Here is a 19,743-nt window from a genome sequence, read left to right as displayed (position 1 = left end):
CGAACGCGTATAAGCAAGGCAGGCCGCGCGATGACGCGCGGCGGACGTCACGGATAAACGAATCAAGGAGCCGATGATGAAAAAACGTTGCGTTTACGCACTGCTGTTTTTCCTGTCGTCAGGGTGTGCCAGCGCGCTGGCGGACGCTGACGCGTGCCGGGTGGATGGCCTGATGCAGGCCCCGCAGCCTTGCGATCGGCATCTGCCGCCGACAGGCAGTCTGCTGTCATGGTCGCCGTCCCAGCAGCTGATCGGGTTCCGTAATGATTACCGGCAATATCCCGGCGATCGCTTCAGCCACGGCAGCGTGGTGAAAGCGCTGCCTCCGGCGGCAGCGCCACTGCCTGATATCCGCTATCACTGGCGGGGCAAAATCCGTCATCTTGATGACTATCTGCGCGCGCAGAATGTGCAGGGAATGCTGATTCTGCACGACGGTAAAATTGTGCTGGAGCGCTACCTGCACGGCAATACCGCGACCACGCTATGGACATCGCGTTCGGTAGGCAAATCGGTGGTATCGACGCTGGTGGGCATTGCCCTGAAGCAGGGGAAGATCGCCTCGCTTGACGATCCGATCACCCGCTACGAGCCGGATTTTATCGGCACCGCGTGGGACGGGGTGACGCTGAAGCAGCTGATCACGCATACTTCTGGGGTGGCCTGGAATGAAGACTATACCGATCCGCACGGAGATTTTGCCGCGCTGACCCAGTGTGAAACGCGGCCCGATGCTTACGCCTGCGTGCGCCAGCTGGTGCGCAATGTGCGGCGCCTGCCGGGCGTGGCGCCGGGGCAGCGCTGGTCTTACAACACCGGCGGCGCGTGGCTGCTGGGTGACATACTGGAGCGCGCGACCGGCCAGCCGCTGGCGCGCTGGCTGCAGCAAACGATTTGGCAGCCTTATGGCATGGCGCGCGACGGTATCTGGCACGCTTATCAGCCGGGCGTTCACGATATGGGCGGGCATGGATTCAACGCCACCCTGCGCGACTGGGGGCGGTTTGGCCAGTATATTCTTGATGGTGGACAACTGGCGGATGGCCGCGAAACCTTGCCGCCGCACTGGCTTGACGATGCCACTCGCTGGAGCCACGCGCAGGGATCGGTGTCGGCGGACTACCCGGAGGGGCGCTACGGTTACCAGTGGTGGAATAATCGCGTACCGGCCACCTGGCATGGGGATTCCGCCAGTGAGCAGCGCGGGACGAGCGCGCTGTGGGCGCTGGGCATTTACGGCCAGGTCATCGCCATTGACCGTCAGGCGAAGGTGGTGATGGTTCAGTGGTCAACCTGGCCGCAGGCAGAACCGGCGGCGGATCGCCAGCCGCTGGAGAGCGCGCTGTTTTTCCAGGCGCTTACTGCGGCGCTGAGCGCGGATTAGCCTTCGCCCTGGCCGGCTAACGCCCGCTGGGTCAGCCACAGGCGGGTGTCAAATTCCAGCTGGTGATAGTGCGGCTCCATATGACAGCACAGCTGGTAAAACGCCTTGTTGTGATCCTTCTCCTTGAGGTGCGCGAGCTCGTGCACCACGATCATTTTCAGGAAGGGCTCCGGCGCCTGCTTAAACAGCGTGGCGACGCGGATTTCCGCCTTGGCTTTCAGTTTGCCGCCCTGCACCCGCGAGACGGCGGTATGCAGCCCCAGTGCGTGCTTCATCACCCGGATTTTACTGTCATAGGCGACTTTATTGATGGGCGGCGCGTTGCGCAGCCAGCGCTGTTTTAACCCGGTGACGTACTCCCAGAGGGCGCTGTCGCTGGTAATGCTGTGGCGATCCGGGTAGCGGCTGGCCAGCACGTCGCCCAGCCGCCGCTGGGCAATCAGCGATCGCACCTGTTCCAGCAGCGTCTCGGGATAGCCTTGCAGGTAAATCAGTGAGGACATCAGGACTCCGTAAACAAAAACCAGTATACTGCGCGCCCGTTTTGCGGGCTGCTCATCTTACCACGGAGATCCCATGAGCCAACTTGAACTGAGCAACCGGACCCTGACGCTACACCGCTTTCCTCATCGCGAGGGGCAGGCGGGTTCGCTGCAGGCCTGGGATGCCGCGGATGAATACCTGCTGGCGCAGCCGCTGCCGACGCAGGGGCCAGTGCTGGTGCTGAACGATGCCTTCGGCGCGCTGGCCTGCGCGCTGGCGCCGCGGGAGGTGTGGAGCGTCAGCGACTCATGGATAGCCCAACAGGCGACCCGGCAAAACCTGCAGCGTAACGGCCTTGACGACAGTGCGGTGACGCTACTGGATAGCCTGGCCCCGCTGCCGTCGGCGCCGGCCTGCGTGCTGATCAAAATCCCGAAAACGCTGGCGCTGCTTGAACATCAGCTGCGCGCCCTGCGGACGATCGTGACGCCGGAAACGGTGATCATAGCCGGTGCCAAGGCGCGTGATATTCACCGCTCTACGCTGCAGCTGTTTGAGCAGATTCTGGGAGAAACCCGCACCTCGCTGGCGCAGAAGAAAGCCCGGCTGGTGTTCAGCATCGCCACGCTGCCACCGCTGGCCGAACGGCCGGAGACGCTGACGTGGCCGCTCGAGGAGCAGGGCTGGACGCTGCACAACCACGCCAACGTGTTTTCCCGCGGCGGCCTCGATATCGGCGCGCGCTTTTTTCTGCAGCATCTGCCGCAGGGGCTGCGCGGTGAGATCATTGATCTAGGCTGCGGCAACGGGGTGATTGGCCTGCAGGCACTGGCGTTGAACCCGGACGCCACGCTGCAGTTTGTTGATGAGTCCTACATGGCCATCGCCTCCAGCCACCGCAATGTGGTGGAAAATCTGCCGCAGGCGCTGCCGCGCACAACCTTTACCGTGAATAACGCGCTGGCCGGCTTTGCGCCGGACCGGGCGCAGGCGGTGCTCTGTAATCCGCCCTTTCACCAGCAGCACGCGGTCACCGATCACATCGCCTGGCAGATGTTCCGCGACGCGCGCCGCTGCCTGCAGCAGGGCGGCGAGTTGCGCGTGGTGGCCAACCGCCACCTCGACTATTATCGCCAGCTGAAAAAGCTGTTTGGCAACTGCACGACCGTTGCCACCAACCCCAAGTTCATGGTGCTGCGCGCGGTCAAGCTGCGCTAGGCGGCTGGTCCCTCCAGCGCCAGCGCCAGCGCGGTTCCCTGCGCAATCGCGCGGCGCGCATCCAGCTCCAGCGCCACGTCGGCGCCGCCGATCACGTGGACCGGCTTGCCGGCGTCCCGCAGCGGCGCGGCCAGCGCCCGCTGGGGCTCCTGTCCGGCGCAGATAATCACATTATCCACCGCCAGCGTCAGCGGCTCGCCGTCGCGCAGCAGATGCAAACCGGCATCGTCAATGTGCTGATACTGTATGCTGCCCCACAGTGTCACGCCGCGCATCTGCAGGCTGGCGCGATGGATCCAGCCGGTGGTTTTCCCCAGCCCGGCGCCGGGCTTGCCCGCTTTGCGCTGCAGCAGCCAGATTTGCCGTGCCGAAGGCACCGGCGCCGGTCGGGTCAGGCCGCCGCGCTGCTGCAGGCTGGTGTCGATCCCCCATTCGGCGCAAAACGCCGCAATATCCTCACTCGCCGACGGGCCGTTCTGGCTGAGAAACTCTGCCACATCAAACCCAATGCCGCCGGCGCCGATGATCGCTACCCGCTGGCCGACCGGCCGCCGGTCGCGCAACACCTCGAGATAGCTCATCACCGAAGGGTGATCGAGACCGGGGATCGCCGGCGTGCGCGGAACAATGCCGGTTGCCAGCACCACCTCGTCAAAGTCGAGCAGCGCCGGCGCGTTCACCCGCTCGCCCAGCCGCAGGCTGACGCCCGAGGCATCGAGCTGATAACGGAAATAGCGCAGGGTTTCGGCGAACTCCTCTTTGCCGGGAACGGTTTTGGCCAGGTTGAACTGGCCGCCAATCTCTGCGGCGGCGTCGAACAGCGTCACCTGATGGCCGCGCTGCGCGGCGGTGAGCGCGCAGGCCAGCCCGGCCGGGCCGGCACCGACGACCGCCAGCCGCACGGGCCGGCGCGCCGGCAGCAGCGGCATCAGCGTCTCCCGACAGGCGCGGGGATTAACGAGGCAGGAGGTTATCTTGCCGACAAATACCTGATCAAGGCAGGCCTGATTGCAGCCGATACAGGTATTGATCGCCGCCGCCTTGCCGGCGGCGGCTTTGGCAACAAAAGCCGCATCGGCCAGGAACGGACGCGCCATCGATACCATATCGGCCGCGCCCTCATCCAGCAGCGCCTGAGCCACATCGGGATGGTTGATGCGGTTGGTGGCAATCAGCGGAATGCGCAGATGTGGACGCAGCGCCCGGGTTACCCAACCGAAGGCGGCGCGCGGTACTGAGGTGGCAATGGTAGGGATACGCGCTTCGTGCCAGCCAATGCCGGTGTTGATCAGGGTGGCACCCGCCGCCTCAATGGCCTGGGCCAGGCTGATGGTCTCCTGCAGGGTGCTGCCGTCTTCCACCAGATCGATCATCGACAGACGAAAAATAACAATAAAATCCTGACCCACCGCCGCACGTACCGCTTGCATAATGGCGATGGCAAAGCGCTGCCGCGCCGCCACGCTTCCCCCCCAGCCGTCGCTGCGCTGATTGGTTCGCGCGACCAGAAATTGATTAATCAGATACCCCTCGGATCCCATGATCTCGACGCCGTCGTAGCCCGCCTGCTGTGCCAGCCGCGCGCAGCGGGCAAAGTCGGCGATCAGCGCGTTAATCTCCTCCTCGCGCAGGGCATGGGGCAGAAAGGGATTGATGGGTGCCTGCAGCGCGGACGGTGCGACCAGATCCGGCTGATAGCTATAGCGCCCTGCGTGCAGAATTTGCAGGGCAATTTTACCGCCGGCGGTGTGGACCGCGGCGGTAATCTGCTGGTGATGCGCCAGCTGGCTCTCGCTGTCCAGCACGGACGCGCCGGCGCTGACCACGCCGCTGGCGCAGGGGGCAATCCCACCGGTCACGATCAGGGCCACTCCGGCGGCGGCCCGCTCGGCGTAAAACGCCGCCAGCCGGGCGGCACCGTCCGGATGCTCTTCCAGCCCGGTATGCATCGATCCCATCAGAAAGCGATTTTTCAGCTGGGTGAAACCCAAATCAAGGGGAGAAAAAACGGAGGTTGTGGTCGCCATAGCAGCCTGAACAGTCAGTGGTCGGATGAGTTAACTTTACCTGCTGGGTCGTCAAAGGCCAGACGGCGAGCGCAAAGCTGTGAGTCGCGTCAAAAAAGGGGCCGCCCTGCGCGCTGCACCAATATGGCGCATCGTTTGAAAAATTCTAATTCTATTCCGCGTTCGAATTACTTTTTATTATCTGAAAAGGCGCGGGTGGGATGAAAAAAAGCGGTGATAAAAATGGCTGACTGCCCATCACATCGGTGTTTTACCGAACAGGTCTGATTTTGTGTGGCATGTGCCGCATTTTTCCAGCTCAAAATGCTGCACACTGCGATCTCTTTTTTCGTGCACCGAAACGGTTCACCCTCATTTAGCTTATGGTTAATCCCCGCTGAAGGTGATAACTTTGCCGGCATGGTATCGTTTGCGTCGCGCTGTTTTGCGACCATTCGTGCAGGCTGACTTGACTCCCGAGAGGACCCCAATGACCCAGCAGACCCCTTTGTTTGCTCAGCACCAGGCCTGTGGTGCCCGCATGGTTGACTTCCACGGCTGGATGATGCCGCTGCACTACGGCTCGCAGCTGGACGAACATCACGCGGTGCGCAGCGATGCCGGCATGTTTGACGTTTCGCACATGACCATCGTGGATCTGCAGGGCGTGCGCACCCGTGAGTTTTTGCGTTATCTGCTGGCCAACGACGTGGCCAAACTGACCCAGCCCGGCAGAGCGCTCTACACCGCGATGCTCAACGCATCGGGCGGCGTCATTGACGATCTGATTGTCTATTTTCTCGCTGAAGATAGCTTTCGCCTGGTGGTCAACTCGGCCACGCGCGAGAAGGATCTGGCGTGGATCGCCCGCCACGCGCAGGCGTATGACGTCACCCTGCGCGAGCGCGACGATCTGGCGCTGATTGCCGTGCAGGGGCCGCAGGCGCAGGCGAAAGTACAGACGCTGCTCAGCGAGGCACAGCGTCAGGCTATTGACGGGATGAAACCTTTTTACGGCGTGCAGGCCGGCGACCTGTTTATCGCCACTACCGGCTATACCGGTGAGGCTGGCTATGAGATCGCGCTGCCCGCGGCGTGCGCCGCGGATTTTTGGCAGCGGCTGCTGGCGGCGGGCGTGCAACCGGCCGGGTTGGGCGCGCGCGACACGCTGCGGCTGGAGGCCGGTATGAACCTGTATGGCCAGGACATGGATGAGCAGGTCTCGCCGCTGGCGGCTAACATGGCCTGGACGGTTGCCTGGGCGCCGCCCGATCGCGAGTTTATCGGCCGTGAGGCGCTGGAGCGCCAGCGCCACACCGTCGGCGACAAGCTGGTGGGGCTGGTCATGAAAGAGAAAGGCGTGTTGCGCAGCGGTCTGCCGGTACGCGGCAGCGATGCGCAGGGCAACCTGCTGGAAGGGACGATCACCAGCGGCACCTTCTCACCGACGCTGGGCTACAGCATCGCGCTGGCCCGGGTACCGGTGGCCCTCGTCGACAGCGCTACCGTGGTGATCCGCCATCGTGAAGTGCCGGTGGCCGTCACCGCCCCCCTGTTTGTTCGCGCCGGCAAGCCGGTTGCGTAATTCCGCTGATGTTTTTTGGAGAACCCGTAATGAGCAATGTACCAAACAGCCTGAAATATTCTGCCGAACATGAATGGGTCCGCGCCGAGGGCGAGGGCGTCTACGTGGTGGGCATCACCCATCACGCTCAGGAACTGCTGGGCGATGTGGTGTTTGTCGAAGTGACGCCGGCGGTGGGCGAGCAGGTGAACGCCAATGACACCGTGGGGGTGGTTGAATCAGTCAAGGCTGCCTCCGACATCTACAGCCCGATTTCCGGTGAGATCCTCGAAGTGAACGCCGGTCTGGACGGAAGCCCGGAGACCGTCAATGGCGCCCCCTACGCAGACGGCTGGATCTACAAGATCAAAGCCAGTGATGAAAGTGAAGTCGCCGCGCTGCTGGATGCCGCCGCCTACAGCGCGCTGATCGCCGAATAATTTTCTGTCGTAACCAGGATGTATCGCTATGACCCAGACCCTCAGTCAGCTTGAACATACCGGCGCCTTTATTGAACGCCATATTGGGCCTTCTGCCGATGAGCAGCAGCAGATGCTGGCGGCCGTGGGCGCCGAGTCGCTGGCGGCGCTGATTGGCCGCATCGTGCCGACCGATATTCAACTGCCGGGCCCGCCCGCCGTCGGTGATGCCTGCACCGAGCATCAGGCGCTGGCCGAACTGAAAGCGATGGCCAGTCAGAACCAGCGTTATAAATCCTGGATCGGCATGGGCTACAGCGCGGTGCTGACGCCGCCGGTGATTCTGCGCAATATGCTGGAAAATCCCGGCTGGTATACCGCTTATACGCCTTATCAGCCGGAAGTGTCACAGGGACGGCTGGAAGCGCTGCTGAATTTTCAGCAGTTGACGCTCGATCTGACCGGCCTCGACGTGGCGTCGGCCTCGCTGCTGGATGAGGCCACCGCCGCTGCCGAAGCGATGGCGATGGCCAAACGCATCAGCAAGCTGAAACACGCCAATACCTTTTTTGTCGCCGCCGACGTCCATCCGCAAACCCTGGACGTGGTGCGCACTCGCGCTGAGACCTTCGGCTTCACCCTCGTGGTGGATCAGGCGGAAAAAGCCCGCGATCATCAGGATCTGTTCGGCGTGCTGCTGCAGCAGGTCGGTACCGGCGGCGAGGTGCATGATTATCGCGCGCTGATCGACGAGCTGCGCGAGCGGAAGGTGGTGATCAGCGTGGCCGCTGAGCTGATGGCGCTGGTTAGCCTGACAGCCCCGGGTCAGCAGGGCGCCGATATTGTGTTTGGCTCGGCCCAGCGCTTCGGCGTACCTATGGGCTACGGCGGGCCGCACGCGGCATTCTTCGCCAGCCGCGACGAATTTAAACGCGCCATGCCGGGACGTATTATTGGCGTGTCGCGCGATGCCGCCGGCAACACCGCGCTGCGCATGGCAATGCAGACCCGCGAACAGCACATTCGCCGTGAAAAGGCGAACTCGAATATTTGCACCTCGCAGGTGCTGCTGGCGAATATCGCCAGCCTGTATGCCGTCTACCACGGGCCGGTGGGGCTGAAGCGCATTGCCGATCGAATTCACCGCCTGACGACACTGCTGGCGCTTGGCCTGCAGCAGGGGGGCGTCAGGTTGCGCCATCATCACTGGTTCGACACCCTGACCGTGGAGGTCGTTGACAAGGCGGCGATCATTGAGCGCGCGCTGAGCTTTGGCGTCAATCTGCGGAGCGATTTACGCAATGCGGTGGGGATCACGCTGGACGAAACCACCACCCGGGACGATGTGAACACGCTGTTTGCCATTCTGCTGGGTGACGCCCACGGAATACACATTGCTGCGCTGGATGCGCAGGCACAGGACAGCGCTGCGATCCCGGCGGCGATGCAGCGCCGCACGCCAATTCTCACCCATCCGGTGTTTAACCGCTATCACAGCGAAACCGAGATGATGCGCTATATGCACAGCCTGGAGAAAAAGGATCTGGCGCTGAACCAGGCCATGATCCCGCTGGGATCCTGCACGATGAAGCTGAACGCCGCGGCGGAGATGATCCCGATCACCTGGCCAGAATTCGCCGAGCTGCACCCCTTCTGTCCGGTGGAGCAGGCCGGTGGCTATGTGCAAATGATTGGCCAGCTGTCGCAGTGGCTGGTGCAGCTGACCGGCTACGATGCGCTCTGTATGCAGCCGAATTCCGGTGCGCAGGGCGAATATGCCGGGCTGCTGGCGATCCGCCGCTATCATGAAAGCCGCAATGAAGGCGCACGGCATATCTGCCTGATCCCCTCTTCGGCGCACGGCACCAACCCGGCGTCGGCGCAGATGGCCGGGATGAGCGTGGTGGTGGTGGCCTGCGACAGGCAGGGCAATATCGATCTGCACGATCTGCGTGAAAAAGCGCAGCAGGCGGGCGAGGCGCTCTCCTGCATCATGGTCACCTATCCGTCGACCCACGGCGTCTATGAAGAGACCATCCGCGAGGTATGCCACATTGTGCACCAGTTTGGCGGTCAGGTTTACCTTGATGGCGCTAACATGAATGCGCAGGTGGGGATCACCACGCCGGGCTACATCGGCGCGGACGTGTCACACCTTAATCTACATAAAACCTTCTGTATTCCACACGGCGGCGGCGGCCCGGGCATGGGACCGATCGGTGTGAAAGCCCACCTTGCGCCCTTTGTTCCCGGCCACAGCGTGGTGCAGCTCGACGGCGTACTGACGCAGCAGGGCGCGGTGTCGGCGGCGCCGTTTGGTAGCGCCTCGATCCTGCCAATCAGCTGGATGTATATCCGCATGATGGGCGCCGAGGGGCTGAAGCAGGCCAGCTCGGTGGCGATCCTGAATGCTAACTACCTTGCCAAACGTCTGGGCAGCGCCTGGCCGGTTCTGTACACCGGTCGCGAGGGGCACGTGGCGCACGAATGCATTCTCGATATCCGGCCGCTGAAAGAGCAGACCGGGATCGGTGAGCTGGACATTGCCAAGCGCCTGATTGATTACGGTTTCCACGCGCCGACCATGTCATTCCCGGTAGCCGGCACGCTGATGGTCGAGCCGACCGAGTCGGAGAGCAAAGCCGAACTGGATCGCTTCATCGACGCCATGCTGGCCATCCGCATGGAGATCGATCGCGTGGCCGCCGGGGAGTGGCCGGCGGACGATAACCCGCTGGTTAACGCCCCACACATTCAGCCTGAGCTGATGGGGGAGTGGTCACACCCCTACAGCCGTGAACTGGCGGCGTTCCCGGCGGGCTATCACAATAAATACTGGCCAACGGTCAAGCGTCTCGACGACGTCTACGGCGATCGTAATCTGTTCTGTGCCTGCGTGCCGATGAGCGAATACGCCTGAGAGCGCTATAGTCATTAACAGGCCGGGCGCTGCTGCCCGGCCTTTTTTTTAGGAGGGGAGCGATGAATATTGCACTGGTGACCGGCGGCAGTCGCGGTATTGGCCGCGCGACATCGCTGCTACTGGCGCGTCAGGGATACCGGGTGGTGGTCAACTACCGCCAGCGCGTTGACGACGCGGAGGCGCTGGTATTTCAGATTGAAAAAGAGGGCGGGCGCGCGTTTAGCGTGCAAGCCGATATTGCCGATGAGCAGCAGGTGCTGGCGATGTTTGCGCGTATCGATCAGGCGCACGGTCATCTGGCCGCGCTGGTCAATAACGCCGGGGTACTGTTTACCCAGTCGCGGGTGACCGGACTGACCGCCGAACGGATTAACCGGGTGCTGACGACCAACGTCACCGGCACCCTGCTGTGCTGCCGCGAAGCGGTGAAGCGCATGGCGCTGCCCCACGGCAAAGGCGGCGCGATTGTGAATGTCTCCTCCGCCGCCGCCCGGCTGGGCGCACCCAATGAGTACGTTGATTACGCCGCCTCGAAAGCGGCCATGGATGCGATCACTCAGGGACTGTCACTGGAGGTGGCGGCGCAGGGGATCCGCGTAAACGGCGTCCGCCCCGGCTTTATCTACACCGAGATGCACGCGGACGGGGGCGAGCCGCACCGCGTTGACCGGCTGGCCGCGTCGATACCGATGCAGCGTGGCGGTCAGCCGGAAGAAGTGGCGGAGATCATCGGCTGGCTGCTGAGCGATAGCGCTTCCTACGTCACCGGCTCGCTGATCGACGCGGCCGGCGGGCGCTGATCGCGGCGCGGGCGCGGCGGTGGAAGGCCGCGCCCGCAGGGATTACAGCGTCTCACCGTTGCTGGCAATCACCTGCTGATACCAGTAAAAACTTTGCTTTTTCGCACGGGCCATACTGCCGCTGCCGTCGTCATGTTTATCAACGTAGATAAAGCCGTAGCGTTTGCTGTACTGCCCGGTGGTAAACGAGACGCAGTCCAGGCAGCCCCACGGCGTATAGCCCATCAGCGCCACGCCATCCTCGCAAACCGCCTTTTTCATTTCGGCAATGTGCGCTTGCAGGTAGGCTATCCGATAGTCATCGTGAATCGTCCCGTCGGCGGCCGGCTTATCGATGGCGCCAAAGCCATTTTCCACAACAAACAGCGGCTTTTGATAGCGCTCCCACAGCGCCGACAGGCTATAGCGCAGCCCTACCGGATCAATCTGCCAGCCCCAGTCGGAGGCGTTGACGTGCGGGTTCGGAACGCTGCCTTCAAAGCCGGTCAGCGCACTGCCGCCGCCGTCACCGTGCGCCTGCACGGCATTGCTCATGTAATAGCTCAGGCCGATATAATCGGTGCAGCCTTCGCGCAGGATCTGCGCATCCTCGGGCTGCATCGTGGGGGCAATATCTTTGCGCGCCCACTCATTCACGATATAAGAGGGATAGTAGCCGCGCACCTGTACATCGCTGAACAGCCAGCGCTGGCGCATCGCTTCCTGCGCGACCATGACGTCGTCCGGGTGGCAGGAGAAGGGGTAAATTGGCACCATGGCGATCATGCAGCCAATGTTGAACTGCGGATTGATGGTGCGCCCCAGCTTGACCACTTTCGCGCTGGCGACAAACTGGTGGTGCAGCACCTGATACAGGGTTTTTTCCGGATTCTCGTGTTCGGTAAATACCACCCCGGAACAGCAGTAGCCAAACAGCGGATACTTCCAGTTGCGCTGGTTATTGATCTCGTTAAACGTCATCCAGTATTTCACTTTGTGACGATAGCGCGTCATCACCACTTCGCTAAAGCGCACAAAGCAGTCAACGACCCGACGATCGGCCCAGCCGCCATAGGCTTTTACCAGGTGCCACGGCATTTCAAAATGCGACAGGGTAATCACCGGCTCAATGCCGTGTTTTAACAGTTCATCGAACATCTCATCGTAGAACTGCAGACCGGCTTCGTTAGGTTCCTGTTCATCGCCGTTCGGAAAGATGCGCGTCCAGGCGATTGAGGTGCGAAAACATTTGAAGCCCATTTCGGCAAACAGCGCAATGTCGTCGCGAAAACGGTGATAAAAATCGACCGCTTCGTGATTAGGATAGTGGTACCCGGGCTGGATGCCGTCGGTGATTACCCGGTCGACGCCGTGTGCCCCGCCGGAGAGGACATCGGCGATGCTGATGCCTTTACCGCCGCGATCCCAACCGCCCTCAACCTGGTGCGCGGCGACCGCGCCGCCCCATAAAAAGTCCTGTGGAAACTGCTGCTGCATGCTCATGGTCTCTTCTCCTTGCTGCCCGACGTCGCGTCGCGCTCAGAACCGGTGTCTGCCGCAGTGTAGCAAAGCAAAAAGCCTTGTCACGCTATAACACCGGTGGGGAAAAGTGACATGTTACCGTAAAAAAACAGCCTGTTTTTTTATCCCCGCAACGCCAGCGAACGGCCGAGGGTTTCCAGCAGATACATCACCGGAATTTGCGAGGTGATATCGTACTGTCCGGCCAGGCGGTCCTGTGGAATGTGATAGGAGAGGTTGAGATCCGACAGTCCGGCCAGTGAACAGTGTGCACTGCGGGTCAGGCTGATCACGCGGCAGTGCTGCTGGCTCAGCTGGCTGGCCAGGCGCAGGATCTCCGCCGTTTCACCGGAGACCGAAAGGATCACCGCCACCGCATCGCGGTAGCCGTCGCGATTGATAGGATACCAGGGGTCGTCAATATAGCTGCTCAGCTTTCCCATGTTAGAAAAGAAACGTGCGCCATACTTGCCCAGCGTGCCGGAGCTGCCCGCGCCAACAAAAATCACCTGCCTGGCCTCGGCAAGCAGCCGGGTCGCCCTGGCGATCTGCGCGTCAAATTCCGCATTATCGATGCTGCGGAAAAAGCCCATGATGTCGCTCAGACCGAAATTTTCCGGCTGTTCAGCGGGTTCTGCCAGCCACAGCTTGACGCGGATGCGGAACTCCGCCCAGCCATCACACTCCATTTTGCGGCAGAAGCGCAGCACGGTAGTGGTCGAGACCCCTGCGGCTTCTGCCAGCTGGCGAATGGTCATCGAGCAGATGGTATCGCGATGCGTGATAACGAAGTGATACACCTGCATTTCCAGCGCGTTAAGCGTCGCCAGTGCCGCATGAGAAAACATGACCTTGCCCCAGAAAAAACACCGAGCCGTTACCTTAGCAGATTTCGCCCGCCCGGGCAGGCGAGGCGGCGAGGATTCGCGGTGGCTGGCGGAGCGATGCAGTAAGCTTATCTTCATAATGATTGCGATTTGTTTCCGCTTTACATGACCAGTTAAATTTAACTTATTGATTAACTAGATCATGCCATCAAGTTGCCGGTGGATAATGTGAAACTTTATTAACGATAGCGCGTGAAGGGGATTGCTTTATCTACGCGCGTAGATATAATGACGACAGGATGAAAGCTGATGCGTCACGGCGCGGACAGGCAAACATTGGGTTGTTCTGCACACAGAGATCGACGATAACGTCGGCGCGGGCTGAACAATAACAGATTCCAACACCAGGGAATTCCAATACATCGGCACCTGACCAGCGGTTTCCTCCTTCATCGGAGCCCAGGGACGGGCACTGATTGATTTGTACGTTAACAGGGACTTTTCATGACTACACCGCACACTTCTCCTGCACCGGCCTCCTCCGCTGCGGATGCCCGTTTTGCTACCCCCGAAGGTCGTCAGGATTTCTGGCGTGCCACCTTCTCCTGTTGGTTAGGCACCGCCATGGAGTATGCCGACTTCGCGCTGTATGGCCTTGCCGCCGGGATTGTCTTCGGCGATGTGTTCTTTCCGCAGGCCACGCCGGCCATGGCGCTGCTGGCCAGCTTTGCGACCTGGTCGGTCGGCTTTCTGGCCCGTCCGCTGGGGGCGCTCTTCTTTGGCTGGCTGGGCGATCGCCGCGGGCGCAAGGTCGTCATGGTCAGCACCATTATCCTGATGGGGCTCTCCACCACGCTCATCGGGCTGATCCCCAGCTACGCGGCGATCGGCCTGTGGGCCCCGCTGCTGCTGGTGCTGCTGCGCTTTAGCCAGGGCTTCGGTGCCGGTGCGGAGCTGTCCGGCGGTACGGTGATGCTCGGTGAGTACGCCCCGGCGCGGCGGCGCGGGCTGGTGTCGTCGGTGATCGCCCTCGGCTCTAACAGCGGCACGCTGCTGGCTTCACTGGTCTGGTTGGCGGTCGTACAAATGGACCAGCAGAGCCTGCTGGAGTGGGGCTGGCGCATTCCGTTCTTAAGCAGCGCGGTGATTGCGCTGGTGGCGCTGTGGCTGCGTCGTCAGCTGCGCGAAACGCCGGTGTTTGAACAGCAGAAAGCGCAGCTACAGGCCGAGCGCGCCGCAGTGGTCTCACAGCCGGCGCCGGCGGCGCGCCGCAGCTTCTGGCAGCGTAGCCGTGCGTTCTGGGTGATGGTTGGCCTGCGCATTGGCGAAAACGGCCCCTCCTATCTTGCGCAGGGCTTTATCATTGGCTACGTGGCGAAAGTGCTGATGGTGGACAAGTCGGTGCCGACCTCGGCGGTGTTTATCGCCTCGCTGCTGGGCTTTCTGATCATTCCGCTGGCCGGCTGGCTGTCCGATCGCTTTGGCCGCCGCATCACCTACCGCATTTTCTGCCTGCTACTGATGGTCTACGCATTTCCAGCTTTTATGCTGCTGGACTCCCGCGAGCCGGCGATAGTGATTCCGGTAATTGTGGTGGGCATGGGGCTGGCTTCGCTGGGGATCTTTGGCGTGCAGGCGGCGTGGGGGGTTGAGCTGTTTGGCGTACGTCACCGCTACACCAAAATGGCGGTGGCTAAAGAGCTGGGCTCCATCCTGTCCGGGGGCACGGCGCCGCTGATTGCGGCCGCGCTGCTGTCGTGGACCGGGCACTGGTGGCCGATTGCGCTCTACTTTATGGTGATGGCCGGGATTGGCTTTTTCACCACCTTTGTGGCGCCCGAAACGCGCGGGCGCGATCTGAACCTGCCAGAAGACGCCGTATAGCGCGTCGTCAGGGAAAAAGCGGTCATGAGATATTTCGCCGGCCTTCAGGGCCGGTATGCCATTGCTATCAGGGTAAAATAAGCAGGAACCAGATTGGCGAAAACAACTCCGCCGCGCATCACCCGCGCGGATGTCGCGAAGGCAGCGGGCACCTCGGTGGCCGTCGTCAGCTACGTCATTAATGATGGACCCAGACCGGTTGCCGAGGCGACCCGGCAGCGAGTGCTGGACGCAATCAAAGCCACCGGTTACCGGCCAAACGGCGCCGCGCGCTCGCTGGCATCCGGACGCAGTAAAACCTACGGGCTGGTTGTGCCCAATATCTCCAACCCTTTTATTGCTTCGGTGGCGCACGCCTTTCAGCAGGAGGCGCTGAATAATGGCCTGGTGATGCTGCTGGGGGATGCCGGTGACTGCCGTAAACGCGAAAAAGCGCTGCTGCACCACCTGCTGTCCCATCCGGTCGACGGCCTGTTCTACACCAGCGTCGATCGCCATCCCTATATCGACATGATTCAGGCCAGTGGCACCCCCTTTGTGATGCTGGATCGGGTTGATCCGGCGCGTAACGTCAGCGTACTGCGGGTGGATGAGCGCGCGGCCGCGCGACAGGTAACGCAGCACCTGCTCAGCCACGGCTACCGCGACGTCGGGATCCTTGCCGGCCCGCAGGAGATGCTCAACACCCACGATCGGCTGGATGGCTGGAAAGATGCCATGGTTGAGGCCGGGCTGGCGGTGCGGCCGGAGTGGGTGTTTCACAGCGATTACAGCCGGCAGGGCGGGTTTGCTGCCGTCTGCGCCATGCTGTCCGGACGATCGCGTCCGCGGGCGCTGTTTTGCAGMAATGAGGGGCAGGCAATCGGGGCAATCAGCGCGCTAAATCGTCATCGACTGCGTGTGCCACAGGATGTGGCGCTGGTGTGCTTCAACGGGACCGCGCAGTCGCGCTACACCGTCCCCACCCTGACCACCGTGCGGCAGCCGGTACGAGAGATGGCTAAAACGGCCATTGCCCTGCTTCAGCAGTGGAGCGGCGAGACCGTGCTGCGTGAGTTTGATTATCAGCTTGAGCTGGGTGAGTCTTGCGGCTGCCCCGCCGGAGAGCTGCATAGCGGAGACACCGATGAAAAGCGTGATTATTGATTGCGATCCGGGAAATGGCATTCCCGGTGCGAACACCGACGACGGCCTGGCATTAGCGCTGGCGCTGGCCTCACCGGGGCTCAGGCTGGAGCTGATTACCACCGTTTCCGGCAATACTCCCAGCGAGACGGGACTGGCAGTGGCGCAGGACCTGGTGGCGCGCAGCGGTCGCGCGGTGCCGGTAGTACGCGGGGCGTCTGAGGCGCTGGTGGAGCCGGCAGAACCGTGGCGGGCCCAGCTGGATCGCCGCGTTCACGAAAACGGGCTGGCGGGGCTGTGGCAGGGAGTGGCCGTGCCGCCGAAGGGGCCGGCCGGCGAACCGCGTGCGGCGCAGGCGATGGGCGAGCTGATTTGCGCGCGTCCCGGTGAGATAACCCTGGTAGCCATTGGCCCGCTGACCAACGTGGCGTTAGCGATGCAGCTCTTTCCGGCAATGGCCGGGCAGGTGGCGGAAATTGTCATTATGGGCGGCGTGTTTGCCGTTGATCACTACCTGAAGGACACCAACTTTGGTCTCGACCCCGAGGCCGCGCACAAAGTGTTGCACAGTGGCGCGCGCATCACGCTGGTGCCAATGGATGTCACGACGCAAACCCTGATGACCGAAGCGGATCTCGATCGGATTGCCGGCCTGCATACGCCGCTGGCTGACTATATTGCTCATACCATGCGCCCGTGGATCGCCTACGCGATGCAGACCCGGCAGCTGCCGGGCTGTTGGATCCACGATGCGCTGGCGGTGGCGTGGCTGCTGGATCCTTCACTGGTCGAGCGGGCAGCGTTTCAGGTAGGGATTGATCTGCATGCCGGGCCAACCCGCGGGCGCAGCTGGCGCGTTCGCCATCCGCTGCGTCTCGACGTGGGGATAGTGCTGCCGCCGCAGCCGCCCATTACTGTTTTGACGCAGGTGGATAATGTTCGCCTGCTGGCGCTGATTAACAGCGTACTGGCCAACACGTAATCAGGATATTGAGATGACACAGGAAGGAATCTGGCTGCTACTGGCCATCGCGCTGGGGCTGTTATTTGTCCAACGTACGCTGGCTACTGGCCTGGCCGGGGTCGCAGTGCTGCTGGGCTGGTGGCAAGGAAGCATCGCCCTCAGCGGCGTGCTGATCCTGATCGCCGGCGGGATGCTGGCGCGCGGTCATGCGCTGCTTGGCGATCGGCCACGCTGGCAGGCCGCCAGCGAGGCGCTGCTGGTGCTGCTGTGCGCCGGGCTGTTTCTGCATCTGCTGCCGGGCTTCACAAATCTGAAGGTGGTGGACAGCGTGGCGGTTGGGCCGCAGAGCGCCCCGGCCAGCCTGTGGTTTAACCTGGACAAAGCCATGGTGCCGTTTCTGCTGGCGGCGATGCTGCCGGGCGTGCTGGCCCGTACGCCGGCCCGGCCGGTGGGGCGGAGGCGGTGGCTGCTGCTGGCGCTGAGCGTACCGGCGTTACTGCTACTGGCGGTGGCGCTCGGCGGCCTGCGCCTGGAGCCGCATCTGCCGGCGTGGCTGCCGCAGTTTGTACTGGCCAATCTGTTTTTTGTCTCCCTGGCGGAAGAGGCGCTGTTTCGCGGCTGGCTGCAGTCCCGACTGCAGGCGTGCTGCGGCGGCTGGGGCGGACTGCTGCTGGCCTCGCTGCTATTTGGCCTGGCGCATCTGGCCGGCGGCCCGCTGCTGGTAGCCTTTGCCGCGCTGGCCGGGGTCATCTACGGCCTCGCCTGGTGGTGGAGCGGCCGGCTGTGGGTAGCTACCCTGTTTCACTTCTCGCTGAATCTGATCCATCTGCTGTGCTTTACCTGGCCAGTGTGGCGACCGGCCTGAGGCGCAGCAGGATTGTTTCTCGCCGCCGGATCGGTGAAAATGGCGCCCAGTGTGTATTAACCCCATGCGTCGCGTCGTGGCGCCGTCAACAGAAGAATCCTTTACATGTCTAATGCTCCTTTTATGCAGGAGGTTGCGCGTCGTCGCACCTTCGCGATCATCTCGCACCCCGACGCCGGTAAAACCACCATTACTGAAAAGGTGCTGCTGTTCGGACAGGCAATCCAGACCGCCGGCACGGTGAAAGGGCGCGGCTCAAATCAGCACGCAAAATCCGACTGGATGGAGATGGAGAAACAGCGCGGCATCTCTATCACCACGTCGGTGATGCAGTTTCCCTATCGCGACAGCCTGGTAAACCTGCTGGACACCCCGGGCCACGAAGACTTCTCCGAAGACACCTACCGCACGCTCACCGCCGTGGACTGCTGCCTGATGGTGATTGATGCCGCCAAGGGCGTTGAGGATCGTACCCGTAAGCTGATGGAAGTCACCCGCCTGCGCGACACGCCAATCATCACCTTTATGAATAAGCTGGACCGCGATATCCGCGATCCGATGGAGCTGCTGGATGAGGTGGAGAGCGAGCTGAAGATTGCCTGCGCGCCGATCACCTGGCCGATTGGCTGCGGCAAATTGTTCAAGGGGGTTTACCATCTTTACAACGATGAAACCATCCTGTACCAGAGCGGGAAAGGGCACACCATTCAGGATGTGCGAGTGGTGAAAGGACTCCATAACCCGGAGCTGGATGCCGCCGTCGGCGACGAGTTGGCGCAGCAGCTGCGCGACGAGCTGGAGCTGGTGCAGGGCGCCTCGCACGAGTTTGACCGCGAACTGTTCCTCGCCGGCGAGCTCACGCCGGTGTTCTTCGGCACCGCGCTGGGCAACTTTGGCGTTGACCATATGCTCGATGGCCTGGTCAGCTGGGCGCCGGCGCCGATGCCGCGCACCACCGACAGCCGCGTGGTGGAAGCGAAAGAGGAAAAATTCAGCGGCTTCGTATTTAAAATTCAGGCCAACATGGACCCGAAACACCGTGACCGCGTGGCCTTTATGCGCGTGGTATCCGGTAAGTATGAGAAGGGCATGAAGCTGCGTCAGGTGCGCACCGGTAAAGACGTGGTGATTGCCGATGCGCTGACCTTTATGGCCGGCGATCGCTCACACGTGGAAGAGGCTTACCCGGGCGACATCATCGGCCTGCACAATCACGGCACCATCCAGATTGGCGACACCTTTACCCAGGGCGAAGCCATGAAGTTCACCGGCATTCCGAACTTCGCCCCGGAGCTGTTTCGCCGCATTCGCCTGCGCGATCCACTGAAGCAGAAGCAGCTGCTGAAGGGGCTGGTGCAGCTGTCGGAAGAGGGCGCGGTGCAGGTGTTCCGGCCGGTTCACAACAACGATCTGATTGTCGGCGCCGTCGGCGTGCTGCAGTTTGACGTGGTCGTGGCGCGCCTGAAAAGCGAATACAACGTCGAGGCGATTTACGAATCGATTAACGTTGCCACCGCCCGCTGGGTGGAGTGTGGCGACGTGAAAAAATTCGATGAATTTCAGCGTAAGAATGAGGTGAACCTCGCGCTCGACGGTGGCGATAACCTGACCTACATCGCGCCAACGATGGTGAACCTTAACCTGACGCAGGAACGTTTTCCCGACGTCACCTTCCGCAAAACCCGCGAGCACTGATCCCACTGTTTTGCAGCGTCCGCCACTGCGGGCGCTGTTTTCTTCCGCAATTCTTACAGACTGCTCCTAAAAAAACGCCATTATGC

Annotated in this window: 15 protein-coding genes; 11 read left to right on the top strand and 4 right to left on the bottom strand. The window is 62.0% G+C overall.

Going from position 1 to position 19,743, the window contains the following annotated elements:
• Positions 1–76 precede the first annotated feature (76 nt).
• Positions 77–1,384, top strand: a complete 1,308-nt coding sequence (locus BS626_RS12185) for a serine hydrolase (RefSeq protein ID WP_139308828.1) — start codon at positions 77–79, stop codon at positions 1,382–1,384.
• Here the strand turns inward: BS626_RS12185 and BS626_RS12180 are convergent.
• Positions 1,381–1,887: a M48 family metallopeptidase gene (locus BS626_RS12180; RefSeq protein ID WP_075182676.1), complete on the bottom strand. Its 507-nt coding sequence runs from the start codon at positions 1,885–1,887 to the stop codon at positions 1,381–1,383. The genes BS626_RS12185 and BS626_RS12180 overlap by 4 nt on opposite strands.
• Before the next feature lie 73 nt (positions 1,888–1,960).
• Between BS626_RS12180 and rlmG the strand changes: the two genes are divergently transcribed.
• Positions 1,961–3,085 carry a 23S rRNA (guanine(1835)-N(2))-methyltransferase RlmG gene (gene rlmG / locus BS626_RS12175; protein ID WP_075182675.1) on the top strand — a complete coding sequence of 375 codons (1,125 nt, stop codon included), beginning with the start codon at positions 1,961–1,963 and terminating at the stop codon, positions 3,083–3,085.
• Here the strand turns inward: rlmG and BS626_RS12170 are convergent.
• Complete coding sequence (locus BS626_RS12170; RefSeq protein WP_075182674.1) at positions 3,082–5,112, bottom strand: NADPH-dependent 2,4-dienoyl-CoA reductase; 2,031 nt, start codon at positions 5,110–5,112, stop codon at positions 3,082–3,084. The genes rlmG and BS626_RS12170 overlap by 4 nt on opposite strands.
• 469 nt (positions 5,113–5,581) lie before the next feature.
• Between BS626_RS12170 and gcvT the strand changes: the two genes are divergently transcribed.
• The 4 genes from gcvT to BS626_RS12145 all read left to right on the top strand — a co-directional run bounded on the left by gcvT (position 5,582) and on the right by BS626_RS12145 (position 10,797).
• Complete coding sequence (gcvT, locus tag BS626_RS12160; RefSeq protein ID WP_075182672.1) at positions 5,582–6,676, top strand: glycine cleavage system aminomethyltransferase GcvT; 1,095 nt, start codon at positions 5,582–5,584, stop codon at positions 6,674–6,676.
• Between the two features lie 29 nt (positions 6,677–6,705).
• Positions 6,706–7,095 carry a glycine cleavage system protein GcvH gene (gene gcvH, locus BS626_RS12155; protein WP_075182813.1) on the top strand — a complete coding sequence of 130 codons (390 nt, stop codon included), beginning with the start codon at positions 6,706–6,708 and terminating at the stop codon, positions 7,093–7,095.
• A gap of 28 nt (positions 7,096–7,123) precedes the next feature.
• Positions 7,124–9,994, top strand: coding sequence for an aminomethyl-transferring glycine dehydrogenase (gene gcvP / locus BS626_RS12150; RefSeq protein WP_075182671.1), 2,871 nt, complete (start codon positions 7,124–7,126; stop codon positions 9,992–9,994).
• 62 nt (positions 9,995–10,056) lie between these two features.
• Positions 10,057–10,797, top strand: a complete 741-nt coding sequence (locus BS626_RS12145; RefSeq protein WP_075182670.1) for an SDR family oxidoreductase — start codon at positions 10,057–10,059, stop codon at positions 10,795–10,797.
• 42 nt (positions 10,798–10,839) lie between these two features.
• On the opposite strand, the gene BS626_RS12140 is transcribed toward BS626_RS12145, so the two are convergent.
• Positions 10,840–12,273 (bottom strand): 6-phospho-beta-glucosidase, encoded by a 1,434-nt coding sequence (locus BS626_RS12140; RefSeq protein ID WP_075182812.1) that lies wholly within the window; start codon positions 12,271–12,273, stop codon positions 10,840–10,842.
• A gap of 146 nt (positions 12,274–12,419) precedes the next feature.
• The gene (locus BS626_RS12135) at positions 12,420–13,145 is read right to left on the bottom strand and encodes a MurR/RpiR family transcriptional regulator (protein WP_075182669.1); all 726 of its coding nucleotides are present in this window, start codon (positions 13,143–13,145) and stop codon (positions 12,420–12,422) included.
• 483 nt (positions 13,146–13,628) lie between these two features.
• Here BS626_RS12135 and BS626_RS12130 point away from each other — a divergent pair, with 483 nt between their 5' ends.
• The 5 genes from BS626_RS12130 (at position 13,629) to prfC (ending at position 19,657) form a co-directional block, all read left to right on the top strand.
• Entirely contained in the window at positions 13,629–15,008 is a 1,380-nt protein-coding gene (locus BS626_RS12130; protein ID WP_075182668.1) for an MFS transporter, read from the top strand.
• A 93-nt stretch (positions 15,009–15,101) separates the two neighbouring features.
• A complete protein-coding gene (locus tag BS626_RS12125; protein ID WP_075182667.1) occupies positions 15,102–16,154 on the top strand; it encodes a LacI family DNA-binding transcriptional regulator in 1,053 nt (350 codons plus the stop codon).
• Positions 16,135–17,115 (top strand): nucleoside hydrolase, encoded by a 981-nt coding sequence (locus tag BS626_RS12120; protein ID WP_075182666.1) that lies wholly within the window; start codon positions 16,135–16,137, stop codon positions 17,113–17,115. Before BS626_RS12125 ends, BS626_RS12120 begins: the two co-directional genes overlap by 20 nt.
• A gap of 28 nt (positions 17,116–17,143) precedes the next feature.
• Positions 17,144–17,962, top strand: coding sequence for a CPBP family intramembrane glutamic endopeptidase (locus BS626_RS12115; protein WP_075182811.1), 819 nt, complete (start codon positions 17,144–17,146; stop codon positions 17,960–17,962).
• A 105-nt stretch (positions 17,963–18,067) separates the two neighbouring features.
• A complete protein-coding gene (gene prfC / locus BS626_RS12110; protein WP_075182665.1) occupies positions 18,068–19,657 on the top strand; it encodes a peptide chain release factor 3 in 1,590 nt (529 codons plus the stop codon).
• Positions 19,658–19,743 lie beyond the last annotated feature (86 nt).

The organism is Pantoea sp. 1.19 (assembly GCF_001922585.1).
Lineage (GTDB): Bacteria > Pseudomonadota > Gammaproteobacteria > Enterobacterales > Enterobacteriaceae > 1-19.
Note: the sequence above shows the minus strand (reverse complement) of the source record. Positions and strands in the feature narration are given on the sequence as shown.

Bases quoted from the DNA above. Each gene is read 5' to 3' on its own strand.
- gcvT (WP_075182672.1), top strand. From the start codon at position 5,582: ATGACCCAGCAGACCCCTTTGTTTGCTCAGCACCAGGCCTGTGGTGCC.
- BS626_RS12180 (WP_075182676.1), bottom strand. From the start codon at position 1,887: ATGTCCTCACTGATTTACCTGCAAGGCTATCCCGAGACGCTGCTGGAA.
- gcvH (WP_075182813.1), top strand. From the start codon at position 6,706: ATGAGCAATGTACCAAACAGCCTGAAATATTCTGCCGAACATGAATGG.
- BS626_RS12170 (WP_075182674.1), bottom strand. From the start codon at position 5,112: ATGGCGACCACAACCTCCGTTTTTTCTCCCCTTGATTTGGGTTTCACC.
- BS626_RS12185 (WP_139308828.1), top strand. From the start codon at position 77: ATGAAAAAACGTTGCGTTTACGCACTGCTGTTTTTCCTGTCGTCAGGG.
- prfC (WP_075182665.1), top strand. From the start codon at position 18,068: ATGTCTAATGCTCCTTTTATGCAGGAGGTTGCGCGTCGTCGCACCTTC.
- gcvP (WP_075182671.1), top strand. From the start codon at position 7,124: ATGACCCAGACCCTCAGTCAGCTTGAACATACCGGCGCCTTTATTGAA.
- BS626_RS12135 (WP_075182669.1), bottom strand. From the start codon at position 13,145: ATGTTTTCTCATGCGGCACTGGCGACGCTTAACGCGCTGGAAATGCAG.
- BS626_RS12130 (WP_075182668.1), top strand. From the start codon at position 13,629: ATGACTACACCGCACACTTCTCCTGCACCGGCCTCCTCCGCTGCGGAT.
- BS626_RS12145 (WP_075182670.1), top strand. From the start codon at position 10,057: ATGAATATTGCACTGGTGACCGGCGGCAGTCGCGGTATTGGCCGCGCG.
- BS626_RS12140 (WP_075182812.1), bottom strand. From the start codon at position 12,273: ATGCAGCAGCAGTTTCCACAGGACTTTTTATGGGGCGGCGCGGTCGCC.
- BS626_RS12120 (WP_075182666.1), top strand. From the start codon at position 16,135: ATGAAAAGCGTGATTATTGATTGCGATCCGGGAAATGGCATTCCCGGT.
- rlmG (WP_075182675.1), top strand. From the start codon at position 1,961: ATGAGCCAACTTGAACTGAGCAACCGGACCCTGACGCTACACCGCTTT.